Origin of the sequence: Kiloniella laminariae (genome assembly GCF_027214005.1) — a bacterium.
GTDB classification, from domain to species: Bacteria; Pseudomonadota; Alphaproteobacteria; order Kiloniellales; family Kiloniellaceae; genus Kiloniella; species Kiloniella laminariae_A.
Window position 1 is genome coordinate 233,264 of sequence record NZ_JAPWGY010000002.1, and the last position, 20,258, is coordinate 253,521.

At 51.5% G+C, this 20,258-nt stretch carries 17 protein-coding genes; 11 read left to right on the plus strand and 6 right to left on the minus strand.

Going from position 1 to position 20,258, the window contains the following annotated elements:
* Together O4H49_RS05790 and O4H49_RS05795 are read right to left on the minus strand one after the other, a co-directional pair.
* Positions 1-927: a sugar ABC transporter substrate-binding protein gene (locus O4H49_RS05790; protein ID WP_269422492.1), complete on the minus strand. Its 927-nt coding sequence runs from the start codon at positions 925-927 to the stop codon at positions 1-3.
* A 254-nt stretch (positions 928-1,181) separates the two neighbouring features.
* The gene (locus O4H49_RS05795; protein WP_269422493.1) at positions 1,182-1,598 is read right to left on the minus strand and encodes a DUF3010 family protein; all 417 of its coding nucleotides are present in this window, start codon (positions 1,596-1,598) and stop codon (positions 1,182-1,184) included.
* Between the two features lie 146 nt (positions 1,599-1,744).
* On the opposite strand from O4H49_RS05795, the gene O4H49_RS05800 reads away from it, so the two are divergent.
* Positions 1,745-2,494: a hypothetical protein gene (locus O4H49_RS05800; protein WP_269422494.1), complete on the plus strand. Its 750-nt coding sequence runs from the start codon at positions 1,745-1,747 to the stop codon at positions 2,492-2,494.
* Positions 2,495-2,653: 159 nt separating this feature from the next.
* The gene (locus O4H49_RS05805) at positions 2,654-3,790 is read left to right on the plus strand and encodes a vWA domain-containing protein (protein ID WP_269422495.1); all 1,137 of its coding nucleotides are present in this window, start codon (positions 2,654-2,656) and stop codon (positions 3,788-3,790) included.
* Between the two features lie 82 nt (positions 3,791-3,872).
* On the opposite strand, the gene O4H49_RS05810 is transcribed toward O4H49_RS05805, so the two are convergent.
* Positions 3,873-5,969, minus strand: a complete 2,097-nt coding sequence (locus O4H49_RS05810) for a YgiQ family radical SAM protein (protein ID WP_269422496.1) — start codon at positions 5,967-5,969, stop codon at positions 3,873-3,875.
* Positions 5,970-5,972: 3 nt separating this feature from the next.
* Entirely contained in the window at positions 5,973-6,113 is a 141-nt protein-coding gene (locus O4H49_RS05815) for a hypothetical protein (RefSeq protein WP_269422497.1), read from the minus strand.
* A 484-nt stretch (positions 6,114-6,597) separates the two neighbouring features.
* Between O4H49_RS05815 and O4H49_RS05820 the strand changes: the two genes are divergently transcribed.
* The 6 genes from O4H49_RS05820 to ilvA all read left to right on the plus strand — a co-directional run bounded on the left by O4H49_RS05820 (position 6,598) and on the right by ilvA (position 14,021).
* Complete coding sequence (locus O4H49_RS05820; RefSeq protein ID WP_269422498.1) at positions 6,598-7,602, plus strand: BMP family protein; 1,005 nt, start codon at positions 6,598-6,600, stop codon at positions 7,600-7,602.
* Positions 7,603-7,725: 123 nt separating this feature from the next.
* Complete coding sequence (locus tag O4H49_RS05825; protein ID WP_269422499.1) at positions 7,726-9,327, plus strand: ABC transporter ATP-binding protein; 1,602 nt, start codon at positions 7,726-7,728, stop codon at positions 9,325-9,327.
* On the plus strand, positions 9,317-10,366 hold the full coding sequence (locus O4H49_RS05830; protein ID WP_269422500.1) for an ABC transporter permease: 1,050 nt from the start codon (positions 9,317-9,319) through the stop codon (positions 10,364-10,366). Before O4H49_RS05825 ends, O4H49_RS05830 begins: the two co-directional genes overlap by 11 nt.
* A 4-nt stretch (positions 10,367-10,370) precedes the next feature.
* Positions 10,371-11,318: an ABC transporter permease gene (locus O4H49_RS05835; RefSeq protein ID WP_269422501.1), complete on the plus strand. Its 948-nt coding sequence runs from the start codon at positions 10,371-10,373 to the stop codon at positions 11,316-11,318.
* 41 nt (positions 11,319-11,359) lie between these two features.
* Positions 11,360-12,643, plus strand: a complete 1,284-nt coding sequence (locus tag O4H49_RS05840; RefSeq protein WP_269422502.1) for an amidohydrolase family protein — start codon at positions 11,360-11,362, stop codon at positions 12,641-12,643.
* A gap of 121 nt (positions 12,644-12,764) precedes the next feature.
* Positions 12,765-14,021, plus strand: coding sequence for a threonine ammonia-lyase IlvA (ilvA, locus tag O4H49_RS05845; protein WP_269422503.1), 1,257 nt, complete (start codon positions 12,765-12,767; stop codon positions 14,019-14,021).
* A 427-nt stretch (positions 14,022-14,448) separates the two neighbouring features.
* Here ilvA and O4H49_RS05850 read toward each other — a convergent pair whose 3' ends face one another.
* Together O4H49_RS05850 and O4H49_RS05855 are read right to left on the minus strand one after the other, a co-directional pair.
* Positions 14,449-14,613 carry a hypothetical protein gene (locus tag O4H49_RS05850; RefSeq protein ID WP_269422504.1) on the minus strand — a complete coding sequence of 55 codons (165 nt, stop codon included), beginning with the start codon at positions 14,611-14,613 and terminating at the stop codon, positions 14,449-14,451.
* 104 nt (positions 14,614-14,717) lie between these two features.
* Positions 14,718-15,647 carry a glutaminase gene (locus O4H49_RS05855; protein WP_269422505.1) on the minus strand — a complete coding sequence of 310 codons (930 nt, stop codon included), beginning with the start codon at positions 15,645-15,647 and terminating at the stop codon, positions 14,718-14,720.
* 246 nt (positions 15,648-15,893) lie between these two features.
* Here O4H49_RS05855 and O4H49_RS05860 point away from each other — a divergent pair, with 246 nt between their 5' ends.
* The 3 genes from O4H49_RS05860 to O4H49_RS05870 all read left to right on the plus strand — a co-directional run bounded on the left by O4H49_RS05860 (position 15,894) and on the right by O4H49_RS05870 (position 20,257).
* Positions 15,894-17,402 carry a malonate--CoA ligase gene (locus O4H49_RS05860; protein WP_269422506.1) on the plus strand — a complete coding sequence of 503 codons (1,509 nt, stop codon included), beginning with the start codon at positions 15,894-15,896 and terminating at the stop codon, positions 17,400-17,402.
* 112 nt (positions 17,403-17,514) lie between these two features.
* Positions 17,515-18,189, plus strand: coding sequence for a GntR family transcriptional regulator (locus O4H49_RS05865; RefSeq protein ID WP_269422507.1), 675 nt, complete (start codon positions 17,515-17,517; stop codon positions 18,187-18,189).
* Positions 18,190-18,424: 235 nt separating this feature from the next.
* Positions 18,425-20,257 carry an autotransporter assembly complex protein TamA gene (locus tag O4H49_RS05870; protein WP_269422508.1) on the plus strand — a complete coding sequence of 611 codons (1,833 nt, stop codon included), beginning with the start codon at positions 18,425-18,427 and terminating at the stop codon, positions 20,255-20,257.
* Position 20,258 lies beyond the last annotated feature (1 nt).

The window sequence follows — 20,258 nt, forward strand, 5'->3', positions numbered from 1 at the left end:
TTACTTCTCGCCGGTCACAAGCGTTACCGGGGTTCTGACCCAGCCCTGCGGTTTGGGTGAACCCGCAAGAACGTCAAGGGCAATATCAATGGCATTTGCTGCCATTTCCTGACCGAACTGGTCCACGGTTGCCAAGAGACGACCATCGGACAGCATCGGGCTGACAGCCGGAATATTGTCAAAGCCGACAACCATAATGTCCTTGGAACGCCCGGCAGATTCCAGAGCTTTCACCACGCCGATTGCCATGGAATCATTCGCCGCCATAATCCCCTGGATGTCGGGGTTTGCTGTCAGAATGTTGGTGGCAACGGTATTGGCTTCCTCGGTTTCCCAATGGGCAGTACGGGATTCAACCAGTACAAGTCCACCTTCCTTGATGGAATCTTCAAAACCCATCTTTCTCTGATGTGCATTGTCGGCACCGGGATTGCCTTCAATGATGACAACCTTGCCACCTTTACCAAGTTTCTGGGCCAGGGCATCCCCGGCCAGCTTTGCCCCGCCCCGATTGTCCGGGCCGACAAAAGCCAGTTCAACACCGTTTTCCTCTTTGGCTTTCTCATCCAGAGCAACGTCAAAGTTGATCACAACGATGCCGGCTTCCATTGCCCGTTTCAGCGGCGGGACAAGGGCCCTTGAATCAGCCGGGGCAATCACAATTGCGTCTACACCCTGGGTAATAAAGTTTTCAACGGCGTTGATCTGGGTCTCGATATCCGCTTCTGACTGCATACCCACAGCCTTGAGGACATAATCCCCACGTTTCGCTTCATGGGCATTTGCCCCTTCAAGCATATTTTTGAAAAACTCGTTGGCCAGAGATTTCATCACCAGTCCAACAACAGGTTTATCGTCAGCCATTGCCGGGGCTGTCGCCAGGGCAAACGTCATTGCAGCAGCAGCTGCTACTTTCAAGATTTTCATGATACCTCTTCCCGTTATGCCACCTTGTTCAGGCACCAGAGCCTTTGGCGGCTTCTTTTTGCAATGAACCCAGCTAAACAAATTTGTTTTTGGTCGTCAATATGAAACGTTTCATATTTTTGTATCGTTTCATATTGACGAGAATTTTATCCCTTTGGCAAAGCGGGTTAGCAGCAATAGCTATTTTCCTGAAAAGAAGGTTTAAAAACCCGTGCCAGAGTCTCCGGCATCAAAAAACAGCAGACGGGTCGGCTTCAGATGTGTACCAGCCCCCAAACTCCGGCCAGAAAGGCTGTCTGCTGATATTTGAGCAGAGGTGCTGGAAAACTGATACTGCGTTTCTTTTCCATGGTCGCAAGAGCCTGCGGCGAAACAAGAACCACCTCGGGGCCAGAAATAATCTGGATAAGGGCCTCCATCTTGAAGGTATCCGGACCACCGGCAAATTTTCCCTTTTTTGCCCGTTTCTTGATCAGGATTTTTTCGACCCTGTTGTTTGCCATAAAATCATCAACCGCTTTTCTGAAAAGAGACACCTCTGCAGCACAATCACTATCTTTCAGGGTGATTTTCCGGGTCACATGATCAAGAAGCTCAAAACACGCTTCCTGCCCCTGCAGCAAAACCAGAATTGCTTCATTTCCCTTCAGCTCAACACCACAAACTTTCATGCTCCCCCCTCAATCAGAAATATATCTGACACCTTTTCTGGAATTGTTTTGAACCCTATCCGCTCTCTTTCCGACAAACCAGATAAAAGGAAGCGAAGCAGCAACGCCAAGTTTCCCGCCAGTTCAACCAAACAGGAGATCGGGTCATGACACAGGTTATCACACACAGACTTCTTGCCGGGCTGGGTACCAGTCTGATTACCGCAAGCTTTATCGCCCTCACTTCAGGACCAGCTCTGGCAGGCTGTGTCCCTCTTGGAAATGGCCAGACCTACTGTGGACGCTTTCCCCCACCCCAGGCAAAGCTTGAACCAATGACAGCAACAAAGCTTCAAAACAGAGTACAGCCAAGTGAAAACCTGGATCAGAAGGTCCAGACAAGAACAACACCGACACGAACACTGCGTCCACAGGCACAATCTTTATCCAACCGCAGTACCAGACCCACAGTTTCGGGACCTGTGATCTTTGGTGCCCCTGGTGGACCGGGAATACCTGACCTCGTTGTGCTCCCTGCCTACGGCGGGTCAAGCGGCATGCCAAATACAGGCTATTGCGGCAGCTGGAATGGTGGTAACCAGAGCGTGCGCTGGATTGTCAGAAACAACGGCACCGCTCAGGCAGCCTCCAGTGCAGTCAGCCTCGGTTTTGCAGTCCCCCTTGGCCAACCCTGGAGCGAAAAATACCCGACAAATCAGGTACTCAACGTGCCATCCCTGGCACCTGGACAGCAAATCCAGATGTCTTTTGCAATTCCGGCAGTTTCCTGGTCGCCAACGGCTCACCCCAGTGTCACTTTTGGCTTTGCTGCCGATTACCACCAGGACAACCTGGAACAAGGAGGTGAAGGTAACAACCTCGTTTCCAACGCTTTTTGCCTTGGCCCTGCCAGTTAATGCCGATTAAACAGGACCAGCTGCGAACAAAGGCCACAGTTAACCACAGGGATATCCTGCAGGTTAGGTGGCCTTTTTCCTGACATAAAACTTTCCCCTTAAGACCACAATACCCGCTCAGTCTTGAACCTGACTTTCAAACAGAGACAGGCTCAAGCAATGTTCAAGTCCCCCCGCTTCCTCTTCACCAGCTTGATGGCATCCGTAGCAATCCTGAGTAGCAGCACAATCGTCATGGCAGCAAATCATGAAAACAGCACGTCAAAAGACCGTGTCGAAGTTGCTTTTGTGCTCGATACCACGGGCTCCATGGCCGACCTGATTGATGGCGCCAAGCGCAAGATCTGGTCAATTGCCAACACAATCGTCGACATTCATCCCGATGCAGATATTCGCATGGCCCTGATTGGCTATCGCGATATTGGCGATGATTATGTGGTCAAACCTTTTCCGATGAACAAGGATATCCAGGGGCTCTATGGCAACCTGGTCCGCTTTGAGGCTGATGGAGGCGGAGACACACCAGAGGCCGTTAACGAAGCTCTCAATACAGCAGTACGCAAACTCGACTGGGACGAAGACAGCAACACCCAGAGAATTATTTTTCTGGTCGGCGATGCTCCTCCGCATATGGATTATGCCAACGCGCCGCAATACCCCGAAATCATCGAGGTTGCGAACAAGAAAGGTATCATCATCAATGCCGTACAGGCCGGAGAAGATAGCGAAACACGCGACATCTGGAAAGAAATTGCCCAACGTGGTCATGGAAGATATATCCCCATCCCACAGGACGGCGGCAAGATAACCATCATAGAAACCCCCTTTGACAATGACATCATCATCTTGCAAAGACGGATTGATGAAACCGTTATTCCCTATGGTTCTGACAGCGAACAGTCCGAAGTCCGAAGTAAAATGACTCTCAAATCAGCAGCCCCCGAAGCGGTTCAGGTAGAGAATTCAAAATTTTATGCCAAACGTTCTGCTGAAAAGGAGGTGATCACTGGTGGCGGTGATCTTGTTGCCGACGTCAGAAATGACAGCGTCGCGCTGGACAAGATTGAGGAAAAGCAATTACCAGAGGATCTGCAAGGCCTGTCACTCGCGCAAAAACAGGATTATTTAAAAGAAAAGCTGGCAGCTAGGGCAGAGCTGGAACAAAAAATGGCCCTGCTGATCAAAAAACATGACGACTATATCGCGGAACAACTCAAAGCCAGGGAAAACGCTCCCGCCAAAGCCGACAGCTTTGATCAGGTTGTAACCGAAACCCTGCGCGAACAGTTGAAATAACAGTTCATTCCATTCAGGAGCCGCAGAAATCCCCTTCTCCGGCTCCTGAATTACGTCAGCTATTTACCGCAATTACCTGGGTTCAGGTTTTTGCCCGCAAGCTGTTCAAAGGACGACGGCGACCTTTTCCGGCATGGGTGGTAAAGAAAGTCTGCTCACCTTTCTTCTTGCCCATCCGGCGTCCCTCACCGATTTTGTTATCACCAGTCCCAAGCGGCTGATGTGCCGGCACCAGATGTTTTTTCCCCGGTCCGATCAGATCAGCTCGTCCCAGATTACGCAGGGCTTCACGCAGCATCGGCCAGTTTTCCGGATCATGATAGCGCAGGAAAGCCTTGTGCAGGCGTCGCTGCTTCAGCCCCTTGGCAGTCTTGACCACCTCGCCACTATGGCGACGGATCGGACGCAAGGGGTTACGTTCGCTATGATACATTGCCGTCGACAATGCCATGGGTGAAGGAATGAAATTCTGCACCTGATCTGCGCGGAAACCATTCTGTTTCAACCAGATCGCCAGGTTCATCATATCCTCGTCTTCACAACCGGGATGAGCCGCGATGAAGTAAGGTATCAGATAGAGTTCCTTGCCCGCTTTTTTGGCCGCAGCATCAAACATCGACTTGAAACGCTCATAGGTTCCGATGCCCGGCTTCATCATTTTGGAAAGCGCACGCTCTTCCGTATGTTCCGGCGCAATCTTCAGATACCCCCCCACATGATGGGTCACCAGTTCCTTGATATAGGTCGGGCTCTTGACCGCAATGTCATATCGCAGGCCAGACTGGATCGAGATCTTCTTGACTCCCTTGATGTCCCGGCCCTTGCGATAGAGCTGGATCAGGCTCTCATGACTGGTATCAAGGTTCTTGCAGACATCCGGATAGACACAGGACAGGCGGCGGCAGACCTTCTGGATATTGTCGTCCTTGCAGGCCATGCGGTACATGTTGGCTGTCGGGCCGCCAAGGTCGGTAATCTGCCCGGTAAAGCCGTCGACCTTATCCCTGATATCCTCGATTTCCTTGAGGATCGATTCTTCAGAACGGCTCTGGATGACACGGCCTTCGTGTTCTGTGATCGAACAAAAAGAACAACCGCCAAAGCAACCGCGCATGATGTTGACGGAAAAACGGATCATATCCCAGGCTGCCAGCTTGGCATCGCCATAAACAGGATGCGGGGCACGAGCGTAAGTTAGATCAAAGACCCCGTCCATTTCCGGTGTGGTCAGGGGAATGGGCGGTGGGTTGATCCAGATATCACGATCACCATGCCCCTGTACCATTGCCCGGGCGTTCCCCGGATTGCTCTCCAGATGCACAACACGGGATGCCTGGGCATAGAGGGCCTTGTCGGCGATGACCTCTTCATAGGACGGCAAGCGAACAGCCGTTTTGTCCTTGTCAGCTTCACGCAGTTTTTTTCTGGCTTCAGCCCGATCAGGGATATGGTGCAGGTCATTTTCATCATCGATGGAGGACATGTCAGCAATGGTCCAGCCTTCCGGCATTTCCTTGCGGACAATAACTGTTCCCCGGACATCCATAATATCCTTGGGGTGCTCTCCGGCTGCGATACGGTGGGTCACCTCGACGATAGCGCGTTCGGCATTCCCGTAGAACAGCAGATCAGCCTTGCTGTCGATCAGAACAGAACGGCGGACCTTGTCGGACCAGTAGTCATAATGCGCTGTGCGGCGCAGTGAAGCTTCGATACCACCGATAATAACCGGTACATCCTTGTAAGCTTCGCGGCAACGTTGGGAATAGACAATCACCGAACGGTCGGGGCGCTTTCCCCCTTCATCATTGGGTGTATAGCTGTCGTTGTGGCGTACCCTGCGATCAGCAGTATAGCGGTTAACCATGGAATCCATGTTCCCGCCAGTCACACCGAAATAGAGATTTGGCTTACCCAGTACGGTGAAGGGATCGGCATTGTCCCATTCAGGCTGGGCGATGATGCCAACCCGGAAACCCTGGGCTTCCAGTAGACGGCCAATAATGGCCATGCCAAAGCTGGGATGATCGACATAGGCATCGCCAGTCACCAGAATAACATCACAGCTATCCCAGCCCAGCTCGTCCATTTCGGCACGGGACATAGGCAGAAACGGGGCAATGCCGAAGCGTTGTGCCCAATATTTGCGATAGGAAAAAAGATTCTTGGCTTCGAGCATAACTCACGCCTTATGTAATTTCTCGCTGACGATTATCCGGTTTCGCGCCACATCCAGGGCAGCGGTCGGCATTTCACTGCCTGTTTTAACTACTTGAGCGCCAAGGTCAAGTATTCCCTTGGTTTGCAGACGCAGACCAACCATGCAGAATCAGCGCCACTAAAAATATGACAAGGCGTAATTTAACAGGGAGCAGCCGATCAGAATAGATCCCAATTCTGAAATTTCCATAAAACTTCCAAGAAACCTCTTGGCTTTTACTTCAGAAACCCTTGCCATAAAGGAAAAGAAAAATATCAAATACTCTGAACAATATCATTCCCGTAGCTGTCTCTCCTGAAGGTCATCCAAAGAATTCTCAGGATATTTTTCCGTTTTATTTGACCGTTTGATCAAATAAAACTAGCATTGCTCTTGCGGTTAAATAAAAACGCACCCGGATCAACCAGGGTCGTACTAAAACTCTATTCTTCATCTATCCGTATGCGGAACCTTCCCTTCGCAGTGAATGTTCCGATCGAACAAATAAGAATGAAATTATTGGAAAACAGCTGGATAGCCCCGCTCGTGGAAGCCTTCTATCCTGTATTTCTGATTAAATCGCACAATGAATCCAGGGAGGGATCTCATGACAACTTTATCAAGACGGACGCTACTCGCTCTTGCCGGGGCAGGTTTAACAACCTTGGCTTTGGGCTCGACACCCGGTTTTGCCAAGACTCTGAAAGTCGCGGGAATTTACACACAGCCTATCCAGCAAAAATGGGACGCGCGCCTGCATCAGGCACTGGTCGCTGCCCAAGAAGCCGGTGAAATCGAGTATGTATTTTCCGAAAAGGTTTCCAACACTGACTATATCCGTGTACTTCGGGAATATGCAGAAGGAAAAGCTGATCTGATCGTCGGCGAAGCTTTCGGCATCAGCAAGGAAGCCCGCAAGGTAGCCGATGACTACCCCGAAGTTGCCTTTCTCATGGGCGACCCTTTCAAAGCCCATGGCAGTAACTTCTCTGTCTTTGATAACTACATCCATGAACCCTGTTATCTCATGGGCATAATTGCCGGAAGCATGAGCAAAGCTGGCAAGATTGGCATGGTCGGTGGCTATCCTATCGGCGAGGTCAACCGCCTGTTCAATGCGTTCATGGCCGGTGCCCGCTCGGTTAACCCAGAAGTTCAGTTCAAAGTGACCTTCATCGGCTCCTGGTACGATCCTCCCAAAGCCAAAGAAGCAGCCTTTGCCCAGATCGAGGCTGGTGTTGACGTCCTCTATGCCGAACGCGCCGGGGTGGTTGATGCAGCCAGAGACAAAGGTATTCTCGCCTTTGGCAATGTCAATGACATGAACAAGGAAGAAAACGGGACTGATGTCGTTGTTACCTCGGCCCTCTGGCATATGGAAAATGCCATCGGACACGCCATTGAACAGGTCAAGGCAGGGACTTTCGAAGCCGCGGATTACAAAGAATGGACCATGATGCAAAAAGGCGGCGCATCGCTGGCTCCCTACTACGAGTTCGACAACAAGATCCCCCCGGAAGCCAAAGCAAAGGTCGAAGAGATCAAGGCAGACATCCTTTCTGGCAGCTTTGTTGTCGAGATTGATGACAACGAACCCAAATCAACTTACTGAGAACAACCGTCTCTCCGGAGCTGAAAAGGGTATCCGCTCCGGAGAGACGGGTTGCTTTCCCATGTAAACGGGTTCTTTGCTGCATGATCTCGACAAAGAGCCCGTCAATATCCGGGGATCCAAATGGCGCTTCTGGCCTTCCATCATATTACCAAGAGATTTGGTTCTCTGATTGCCAACAATGACATCACCCTGTCACTGGAAAGTGGCGAAGTTCTTGCCTTGCTCGGAGAAAACGGCGCTGGCAAAACCACCTTGATGAATATTCTCTACGGTCACTATTTGGCCGATGAAGGATATATCGAGGTTGATGGCACTCCCCTGCCCCCCGGATCGACGGATGCCGCGATCAAGGCAGGCATTGGCATGGTTCATCAGCATTTCACCCTGGCTGAAAACCTCACCGTCCTCGAAAACATCATGCTGGGAACCGAAAGTCTCTGGTCCCTGTCGCAAAAACAGACCGCTGCCCGCAAAAAGCTGGCACAGATGTCACTGGACTACGGCCTTGCGGTAGCACCAGATGCTCCTGTATCAGCGCTTTCCGTCGGCGAGCGCCAGCGGGTTGAGATTCTCAAGGCGCTTTATCGCGATGCACGGGTCCTGATTCTTGACGAGCCAACAGCCGTATTGACCCCTCAAGAAGCAGAAAGCCTGTTCAGCACACTGGAAAGCCTGACAAAAAGAGGCTTTGCCATTATATTCATCTCCCACAAGTTACACGAGATCCTGCGCATCAGTGACCGGGTTGCGGTTCTCCGTCGGGGACAGATTGTCGGCTCTGTGGCAACAGCCGATGCCGATCGTTCAAGTCTGGCTGAAATGATGGTCGGCCGAAAAGTTGAACGCCCAAGCCTTGACCCAATGGCAACAGGCAAAGCTGTCGTCAGGCTTGAAGGGGTAACCCTCCAGAACAGAAATGAAGTCCCGACACTGGACCAGATCAGTCTTACAGTTCATCAGCATCAGATCATCGGGATTGCAGGTGTTGCCGGGAATGGGCAATCTGCACTGGCCGACCTGCTTAGCGGCCTCTCCAGCCCGACAAAGGGTACGTTTGAATTGCTCGGCCAGGCCGTCACCAGGGCGTCGCCCGCTGACATTGTTCACAGGGGTGTTGGACGTATCCCGGAAGACCGTCACCATAGCGGCGTGGTGGGTGACATGACGCTCTGGGAAAACCTGGTCAGTGAGGACCTGCGTGTTCCCCCTGTCTCTCGCGGCGGCTTTCTCATCGACCAGAAAGCTTGCATAAAACGGGCAGAACGTCTGATCGAACAATTTGATATCCGCTGTGAAGGTCCCGAAGCAGAGACAAAACTTCTCTCTGGCGGCAATATGCAAAAACTTATTCTGGCGCGCGCGCTCTCCCCAAACCCGGGCTTTATCCTTGCCAACCAGCCTGTACGTGGCCTGGATGAAGGGGCAATTGCCTATGTACATGGACAGTTGCTGGCAGCACGCGAACGCGGTGCAGGTATTCTGCTGATTTCCGAAGACCTTGATGAACTGTTTTCGCTTTGTGATCGCATCGCTGTAATTTACCACGGAAAACTGACCCGCAGCTTTGATGCAAAATCCGTCACCGCTGGGCAGCTTGGCCTTATGATGGCCGGACAGGATCCCGGGGATATAGAGCTTCCCTCAGAACAGACGATTGAACAGGCAAAAGCATCTATTTCTGATACTCTTCAAGATCAGGGGACGAAGATCCATGCAGATTGAATTACGCGAACACATCGCCCCCTGGCGCATCGCCTTGGCACCTGTCGCAGCCGTCGCCGTATCACTCTTGCTGGGTTCGATCCTTATCCTCTGGGTTGGTGCCTCGGTCAGCGAGGCCTATCTTCTCCTGGTCAAGGGTGCACTTGGTTCAAGCTTTGCCCTTACAGAAACCTTTACCCGCTCTATCCCGCTGATTTTCACCGGGCTGGCTGCGGCTATCGCTTTTCGGGCAAGATTTTACAATATTGGTGGTGAAGGACAGCTTTATTGCGGGGCACTCGCGGCAACTTTTTTTGGCACAGGACTGGTCACTTTGCCGCCCCTGTTGATGATCCCCTTTCTGATGCTGGTTGGCGCGCTGGCCGGAGGCGCCGCGCTGGCGGTGCCGGTTCTGCTGAAAACGCATCTGAAAGTTGACGAGGTTGTCACCACGCTACTGCTGAATTTTGTCATTCTGTTGTTTGTCGGCTATCTGCTCGAAGGTCCATGGAAAGATCCCATGTCCATGGGCTGGCCCCAGAGCGAGTCCATCATTGATGAAGGGGTCTTCCCGAAACTGGTTGATAAAAGCCGCCTGCATTTTGGCCTTCTGTTTGCCGTGATCGGATCGGTTCTTTGCTGGGCGATGATGCGCTTTACGGTTTGGGGCTACGAAATCCGGGCCGTCGGGCACAATCCTTCTGCTGCCCGCTTTTCCGGGATCAACGTCAATGCCACGGTGATCAGAACCGCCTTGATCAGCGGCGGTTTTGCAGGACTGGCCGGAGTCAGTGAGGTCGCCGGATTGAAAGGCTACCTTACACTCGATATTTCCCCCGGCTTTGGCTATACCGGCATAGCTGTCGCCATGCTGGCCCAACTGCACCCCATGGCCGTGATCCTCTCTGCCCTTTTTATCTCCATGATCTATGTCGGCGCTGATTCCATGAGCCGGGCCGTCAACATCCCGACCTATATTGCCGATGTCTTGGTTGGCTTGTCCGTCCTTTCCATACTCGTCAGTGTCATGCTGACCCGTTACCGTCTGCGCTGGAGATAGGATCATGCTCGATATTTTCGACATTTTGATATCCGCTGGTTTCTGGGCCGCAACACTGCGCATTGTCAGCCCCCTGATCCTTGGAACATTGGGCGAGCTGATCTGCGAACGGGCTGGCGTGCTCAATCTCGGGATCGAAGGCATCATGACCATGGGTGCCATGTGTGGCTGGATGTGGGTCTATATGGGGGGGGATCTCTGGAGTGGTGTGCTTTTCGCGGCCTTTGTCGGGGCCCTCTTTGGCCTGCTCCACAGCAGCTTTACAGTCTACCTTGGCTTGTCCCAGCACGTCACCGGGATCGGCATTACCCTCTTTGCATCCTCTCTAAGCTATTACGTCTTTCGCATGCTTTTGCCCAATGCGACCACACCACCGAAAATCGTGCCCTTCCAACCATACGAGATCCCGCTCTTGTCCGATATTCCCGTTGTTGGGGAGGCCCTCTTCTCTCAGACACCTCTGACCTACCTGGCTTTGCTGCTGGTCCCTGCTGTCTGGTATGTACTCTACAAGACGCCTGTTGGTCTCGCCGTGCGCATGGCCGGGGAAAACCCCATGGCCGTCGAGGCCCAGGGGATCAATGTACTCTCCATACGCACAGGAGCCGTCATGGTCGGCAGCGCTTTCATGGCCGTCGGTGGAGCCTTCATCACCATGTCGGCCTTTGATGCTTTCTATTTTGGCATGATCAATGGTCGTGGCTGGATCTGTGTTGCACTGGTTATTTTTGCCTCCTGGAGACCCGGAAAAGCCCTGATTGGCGCCCTGCTTTTTGCCGGGCTGGATGCTCTGCAGGTTCGGGCACAACAAATGGCAGGCGCCATTATCCCCTATCAGTTTTTCCTGATGTTGCCCTATATTCTCAGCATCGTTGCCATGGTGATCATGGCGCGCCGGGCCAGCTACCCTCAGGCTCTGCTCACACCTTTCCGACGTGGTGAACGGACATAACCGATAACCCGATAACACCTTTCTAGCCAGCGGACACTCCCATGCTTGACCTCCTCATCAAAAACGCCAGCCTGCCCGACGGGCGCAAGAATATGGATATTGCCATTTCTGCAGACCGCATCGTCGCGGTAGAGCCTAACATTACGACGGGGATCGAAGTAGGCAAAACCCGGATTGTAGATGCCGTAGGTCATCTGCTCAGTCCGCCCTTTATCGATCCGCATTTTCATCTTGATTCAACGCTCAGCCTTGGCCAACCCCGTCTGAATGAAAGCGGTACTCTACTGGAAGGCATCCAGCTCTGGGGAGAGCTGAAACCCCATCTGACCGCCGAAGCTATAAAAAAACGTGTTCATGCCCTCGCCCGCTGGTCCATAGCCCGTGGCACACTTGCCATCCGTAGCCATGTCGACACCAGCGATGATCGCCTCCTGGCGGTCGAGGCATTGCTTGAAGCCCGCAAGGAGCTGGCCCCCTGGATCGATATCCAGCTGGTCGCCTTTCCCCAGGACGGGTATTTCCGCTATGGCAAGGCCGCAGAAAACCTGAAACGGGCTCTGGATCTCGGTGTTGATGTGGTCGGTGGTATCCCCCATTTCGAGCGCACCATGGAAGATGGCGCTCGTTCGGTCACAGCGCTTTGTGAAATTGCCGCCAAACGCGGTCTGATGGTTGATATGCACTGCGATGAAACCGACGACCCCCTGTCCCGTCACATTGAAACCCTGACCGCGGAAACCATGCGTCTTGGATTACAGGGCCGGGTTGCCGGATCGCATCTGACCTCCATGCACTCCATGGACAACTACTACGTCAGCAAGCTGTTACCTTTGATACGCGAGGCAGACATCACTGCCATCCCCAATCCCCTGATCAACATTACGCTGCAGGGACGGCACGACAGCTATCCCAAACGCCGTGGCATGACACGGATCAAGGAAATGACCACCATGGGGATCAATGTCGCCCTCGGCCACGACTGTGTGATGGACCCCTGGTACAGCTTTGGCAGTCACGACATGCTCGAAGTCGCGCACATGGCTACCCATGTAGGTCAGATGACGGGCGTCTCGGAAACCCGCGCCATGTTTGCCGCCGTGACCGAGAACTCTGCCAGGGTTATGCACCTTCCCGATTATGGTATCGAGAAAGGCAACTACGCTGACCTCGTCATCCTTCAGGCGCGTGATGCGATCGAAGCCATCCGCCTTCGCCCGGCCCGGCTGTTTGTTATCCGACGGGGACAAATCATCAGTACGACAGCCCCGGTTACGGCAGAACTGGACCTGAACGGGAAGCGAGAGACCGTCGATTTCCTCAGGTAACAAGGCCAAAAGCAAACAGGACAAAAACACTTAAGCAGGATAAGCGTCTATACTTTGCCCCTGCGAGCAGGTATAGCTCGAGAATAGCCCGTTCCCCGTTGCTGTTCCATAAGGTCGCTTTATGTCTGCGTTTCATGAGTCCGTTAAAAAAGCCCAACAGAAAATTGCCGCGATTTTTCCTGAAACGCCGCTGCAACTGAACCGTTTTCTTTCGGACAAATACGACTGTAACGTTTATCTCAAACGCGAAGATCTGACCCCGGTGCGCAGTTATAAAATCCGGGGCGCGTTCAATTTTTTCAGCAAGGCGCTCGGCCATCCCGACGGTCATGCCGATAAATTTGTCTGTGCATCGGCCGGCAATCATGCCCAGGGTTTCGCCTATGCCTGCAATCATTTTCAAAAGCAGGGGACGGTATTTATGCCGACCACAACCCCTCAGCAAAAAATCGATAAAACCCGCGCTTTTGGCGGTTCTTATATCGAGGTCAAACTGGTCGGTGATATCTTCGACGAAGCCTATGCAGCTGCTCATCGCTATGCCGAAAGCGAAAGTGCCCATATGGTTCCCCCCTTTGATCATCCCGATATCATCGAAGGACAGGCCACCGTCGGGTTGGAAATCCTCGAACAGCTTGAAGGGGAACCCCTGGACCTTCTGATCATGCCCATTGGTGGTGGAGGCCTTTCCGCGGGGGTCATGAAAGTACTCTTGCCCCTCTCCCCCACGACAGATTTCCGTTTTGTTGAACCTGTTGGCGCGCCGAGCCTGACTGAAAGCCTCAATCAAGGGCAACGGATCAAACTGGAAAAGATCGATAATTTTGTTGATGGCGCAGCTGTCGCCCTGATTGGAGAACACAACTACGACATTCTCAAATCAGTTCCGGTTGAAAAGGTGCTGCTCTCTCCTGAAGGCAGACTTTGTGCGACCATGGTCAAGATGCTCAATATAGAAGGTGTTGTACTTGAACCAGCAGGTGCCCTTTCGATCGATGCGCTTGCTGATCTCGATCCCGAAGATATCAGAGGCAAGAATGTTGTCTGTGTCACTTCAGGCGGTAACTTTGACTTTGAGCGCTTGCCGGAAGTCAAGGAACGGGCGCTGAAATATGCCAGCTTGAAAAAATATTTTGTCCTGCGTATGCCCCAGCGCCCCGGCGCGCTCAAAGATTTCCTCTTTCTTTTGGGGCAGGATGACGACATCACCCGTTTTGAGTACCTGAAAAAATCCGCACGGAACTTTGGTTCAATTCTCATCGGCATAGAAACCAAAGACCCGGAAAATTTCAAGATCCTGATGGAAAAGTTCGCCAAATCCGGCATCCAGTATCAGGACATCACCAACAACGAAGTCCTCTCGAACTTTATCGTCTAGAGATACATCTGAGCAGCGAAAATTTTCTTAGCCCCCCTGGATCTTGGGTTCGACCTCATCTTCGGGGAAAAAATATAAGAACCAGAGAAGCCATAATATGCTTGCAAGGTCCCATAGTGTGCCTTCGCTGAAAAAGAAACTGATGACTAAAGGTATTTTATAGAGCCCGACAAAACCGATAAAGCCTAGGTACCAGTGTTTCTGCATTTTCATCGTGATAATTGCCCCTCAATTTCAATGAACGATCGTTCATGTATATTGAGAGGAATGGATATTATTTCAAGATGTGGTCAACAGAAAAATGACCGGATTGAGAAACATACCTCCAGTCCTGAACTGATCGTCGAGCCCTGTCTCGAAGGCGACCTATAATGCTATAGCCCGGCTCAGCTATGTTTTCAGGCAGCTACGAAAAGTTCTGAGAAAATCAGTAAATTCCCAGGGCAAACAGCCCAACGACAATACCCCAAAAACACATATTGACGAAGGAACGCAAGATACCACCGTCTTCTTCAAGTGAAATATCCAGTTTTTTGATCACAAGATCTCCGGGTAAGAGAAAACCAGTGGCGAACCAGTGTAACAGGGGCATGGGTTAGTCCTTCCCTAATAGATGTATTTAATATACATATTTAATAGAAGGCTAATAAAAAAGTCAACGACATTTGCTATCGTAACGACGAAATACAAAACAAATCAGAAAATTGATAAACCGGTTTTTGTTGTAAAGAGCTCCAGCGCCTGGGCACCAACCAGTGAATTACCGTACCTGTCCAGTTCTGGCGACCAGACTGCAACAGTTAGGTGCTGGGGCAAAACTGCGACGATACCTCCGCCAACCCCGCTTTTGGCAGGAAGCCCGACACGATAGGCGAAAGATCCCACTGCATCATAAAGCCCACAGGTCAGAAGCAGGGCATTGATACGCTTGGCCTCCCGGGCGCTCAGGATTTGCTGCCCCGCGAAAGATGAATACCCCGCACAAGCCAGTGGCAACACAGCCCGTGCCAGATCAATACAGGAAGTCGTCAGGGCGCACTGGCGAAAATAGACTTCCAGAACCTCTGGAATGGGGCTGTGAATATTGCCAAAGCTGCACATCAGATTGGCCAGAGCAGCATTTCGGAAACCGTGATTGCGTTCAGATGTTGCCACAACCTCGTCGACCCTGTTCTGGGGATTTCCAGACAGAAGACGATAATAGTCATCAATACGCCGAGAGGCATCAGCGCTGCGACTGTTGATAATATCGGTGATCACCAATGCCCCGGCATTGATAAAGGGATTGCGGGGAATACCTTTTTCATACTCCAGCTGAACCAGGGAATTAAACGCCGTACCAGAGGGTTCACGCCCAACCCTGCTCCAGATATCACAATCACTAAACCCCAGGACCTGCATCAAGGTAAAAAGCTTTGAAATACTCTGGATCGAGAAACTTTCCTTTGCATCCCCAATCGAGAATTCCCGCCCGTCAATAGTGCGGACAGCCATCCCGAACTTGTCGCCTGGCACCTCTGCAAGTACAGGAATGTAATCTGCATTTTTGCCCTTGCCAAAAAAGGGCTGGACCTCTTCCAGGATCTCTTCGAGTATCCCCTGATAGTCAATACTCTCGTTACTCATAGGCCCCAGAATTCCTGATCGTGTAGACTGGATAATTGTCTATCGTCCTGTCAGTTTATCCTACAGGCATGAAATTGCAGCAATTATTTATTTGAAAATAATCGACAATGATAGCTGGAAACCGCTGTACCTAAGCTGGGATGAATTTTAACGTAAACTGTTGGACCAGGTGGCTTCCTGCCTGTAATTTTTATCAGCTTTGTACGAGATTTTCGCTCCCTCCTTCAGACAAGAAATACTTGCCTCATGACAAACAACCTTTATGCCTGCTTCAGATCCCGTTTTCCCGCCGATGAAAACAAACCCTTTATTTTGCAGGCAAACGGGAGAGCGCTCACCTACGCTGATCTGGAACAGCAAACAGCTCAAATGGCTGGAACACTCCTTTCGCTGGGTATATCTAAAGCCGACAGGGTCGCTGTACAGGTAGAAAAAACACCTGAAGCCGTCATCCTCTATCTTGCCTGTTTACGGATCGGCGCAATCTATCTTCCCCTGAACACAGCCTACACCTCTGATGAACTAGGTTATTTTATCGGAGACGCAACACCTGGACTTTTGGTATGTGCCCCCGCCAAAGCCGAACAGCTGGCACCCATTGCCTCAATTCATAATGTCGCCCATCTGCTGACACTCGACGGGACTGGCTCAGGCAGTCTGATGAGCCATTATCACTCTGTAGCGCCTGAAACCGGAATTGCCGATGTCTCCAAAGACGATGTCGCGGCAATTCTCTACACCTCCGGTACGACGGGACGGTCGAAAGGTGCCATGCTTACCCATGAAAATTTGGCCAGTAATGCCGCAGTCCTGCACAGCTATTGGGGATGGAACGCCCAGGACACCCTGCTCCATGCCCTGCCGATCTTTCATGTACATGGTCTGTTTGTCGCGATCCACTGTGTCTTGATGAACGGGTCAGCCATGTGGTTTCTTCCCAAATTCGACGTCCGCGAGGTAATGGATCTTCTCCCGCACAGTACTGTTCTGATGGGGGTTCCAACTTTCTATACCCGGTTGCTGGAACAGGATGACTTCACCAGAACATCTTGCGCGAACATGCGCCTGTTCATTTCCGGTTCAGCCCCTCTGCTTGAAGACACCTTTACCCGTTTCAGACAAAGAACGGGCATGACCATTCTAGAACGTTATGGCATGACAGAAGCCGGAATGATTACATCCAACCCCCTGGAAGGAGAAAGAGTTGCCGGGACAGTCGGGTACCCGCTGCCGGGCGTTTCTGCTCGACTGGCAAGAACCACAGCCCCAGGAGAAACAGGCGTACTGGAAATCAAAGGCCCCAATGTCTTCAAGGGCTACTGGAATATGCCAGAAAAAACAGCCGAAGAGTTTACCGACGACGGGTACTTCATCACAGGTGACATCGCCTGTCTGGCGGATGATCAGCGTATCTCTATCGTCGGGCGAGCGAAGGACCTGATCATCAGTGGTGGGTACAATGTTTATCCTAAAGAAATAGAACTGATTATCGATGCCGTCGAGGGTGTCCGGGAATCAGCCGTCATAGCTGCTCCTCACCCGGATCTCGGCGAAGCCGTTGTTGCCGTTGTTGTTCCTCATGATGGTTATATTTTAACGGAACAAACTGTTCTGGACAGTCTTGAAGGTCAGCTTGCCCGCTTCAAACAGCCCAAAAAAGTTTTGTTCTATAAAGACTTACCCCGCAACACAATGGGAAAGGTACAAAAAGCATTATTGCGAAAGGAATGTTCCCTGCTTTTCCCCAAATCATAATCGGAAACTTATTGTGAATATTATCCATAACTGCTGTTGATAATGATACTGTACTGTTGCCTCCAAAAGGTCTACTTTCCTTTTCCAATATAATCTTGGCTTCAGGTGGCACGTGAACAATAAAGAAGTACAGTACAACCTTATCAAACGCCGTATTCTTACGCTTGAGCTCGAACCTGGATCAGATCTGGACGAGGCCACCATTTGCAAGGAATCTGGCTTGTCCCGCACGCCGGTCCGGGAAATTCTGCAAAAACTTGCGGGTGAAGGCTATATCAGACTTGTTGGCAATCGGGGGGCTTCTGTCGCCTCAATGAACCACAAGACCTTGCGGGATTTTTTCCGCACAGCCCCAATGATCTATTCCGTCATTGGTCGCCTCGCGGCACAAAACGCAACGCCAGAACAGATTGCTGTCCTGAAAAAAATCCAGAATTCCTTCAAAGAAGCCGTCAAGGCAGAAGATGCCGAAGCCATGGTGACCTATAACAATCAATTCCATGCACAGATGGGGGAAATGGCCAATAACCAGTACCTGCTCCCCAGCCTGAATCGCCTGTTGATTGATCATGCCCGAATTGCCCAGACCTTTTATCGCCCGACCGATGCCCAGTCAGCACAGAACCTCAAAAGCTCCTGCGAACATCACGACCAGTTTATTGAGGCCATAGAACAACGCGATGAAGATCGGACAGTAAGCATTACCCAGGCACACTGGGATCTTTCCCGAAGCCATATGGAACTCTACATCCATCCAGGTCCACTCGAAGCCGACTGTGACTTTTAACCAACGCCCGCTCGACCACCTGCTTCAGCGCTCTTTTCCCCAGAACTGTTTTAGGGCAACAAGCCAAAGTAAGCAGGAAGTTTAATAAGGGCTCCTTAACAGAATATATAGAGGCATCTCTGGACTTTCCCCTAGGAAAACACTAGGTTGAAGGTCGTGGTTCCCGCTGGAAAGAAACTTGTTTGGTCCGGCCAAAAACTTATCGGCCCGACCTTTTCAGGATCAATAAAATCAGTTGAAATATCTCACGACCAGTTTCACCTTGCAGCTCATAGTCGGCGTGTTTCTTACGAACCTCTATGTCGGCTTTTCGTATGCCCAGGCTATCCAGCTCCCAAGTCTGACGGAAACCTCGCCCTATGAATACAAGGTTTCCATCGACGGTATCCCCGACGAAAAACTGATCGAGCTGATCCAGTTGTCCTCCCGCCTTCAGCAACTGAAGGACAAACCACCCTCGTCACTCGCGGCTCTCAAGCGGCGGGCCAGAGAAGACGAGGAAGGTTTCAACAAGGTCCTGCGCTCTGAAGGTTTCTACGATAACGCTGTTGCATTTGACCTCGACGAGTCAAAAACACCGATTGACATAGCTTATAATATTGAACCCGGCCCCCAATTCCGGCTGTCAAGCTTTCAGGTCAAGACCAGCAGGGGTCATGCCCTGCCACAAACAATCACGCTTGCTACTCTGGGCATTGAAATTGGTATGAATGCCCGCTCCGAAGCCATCATCGATGCCCAGAACAAACTGATTGTGCAACTGGCCAACAATGGTTTTCCCGAAGCAAAACTGGCTGACCAGGAAGCGATCGTCGACTTCGAGCTTGAAAGCATGGACGTCACACTGACCATTGATGAAGGCCCCTATCTGGTTATGGGCGACCTTGTTTTTGAAGGATTGACCGAAGTTGACCCTCAGCATCTTTATCGTTTGGCAGAATGGCAAAGCGGACAGCAATACAATGCTGAAATTATCGACAAGCTGCGGCGTAAATTTTTGCGCACGGGCCTCTTTGATGTTGTACGGCTGAAACCCCGGACCACTCCTGACAACACCGAGCTAAGGGATGGCATCGTCCCCGTCACACTTGTCTTCATCGAACGGGATCACCGTTCTATCGGCTTCGGCGCCAGCTTCTCGACCAGTGAAGGGGCGGGTACAGAATTTTTCTGGGAAAACCGCAACCTCTTTGACAATGGCGAAAAATTGAGAACAGACCTTACTGTCGCCGAGATCCGCCGCCAGCTCAACGTCACCTTTGTCAAACCTCATTATGGTCGGCTGGAACAAAATCTCACGGCGGATCTGAACATCAAGCAAGAACTGACCGATGCATTTGATGAAAACTCTGTTGCCGCTTTTGTTGGCCTTGATCGACCCTGGCAGGAAAACTGGACAGTGGGTGCCGGACTTTCCTTTGAATTTGCCCAGATAGAAGACACAGAAAGTGAAGAGAGCTATGCATTGGCTGGTTTGCCCCTGACAGCAAGATATGACTCAACTGATGATCTTCTTGATCCCTCACAAGGCTTTCGGGTCAGCACAAAACTCGTCCCTTATCTTGGCCTGAACGAGGTCACACCCAATTTCCTGCGCAACGAGATTGACGGGTCAACCTACTATTCTGTGCTCGATGACAATCGTCTGGTTTTAGCTGCACGGGGAAAAGTTGGCCTGATGGCCGGGGAAACCGCCAGTGACATCCCTGCGTCGAAAAGGTTCTATTCCGGGGGTGGCGGTTCCATCAGAGGCTACAAACACCAGACAGTCGGGCCACTGAACGACAGTGACGACCCCGTCGGCGGACGCTCGCTCATTGAAGTCGGCTTTGAAGCGCGAACCAAAATAACTGAAGACATCGGCCTCGTCCCTTTTATTGAAGGCGGTAATGTCTACGACAGCATGGTACCGGACTTCTCGGAAAACTTCCAATGGGGGGCCGGAGTTGGCTTGCGTTATTACACGGCTATTGGGCCGATCCGTTTTGACGTCGCCGTGCCACTCAACCGTCGCAAGGATATTGATGATGCCGTCCAGTTCTATGTCAGCATCGGACAGGCGTTTTAGA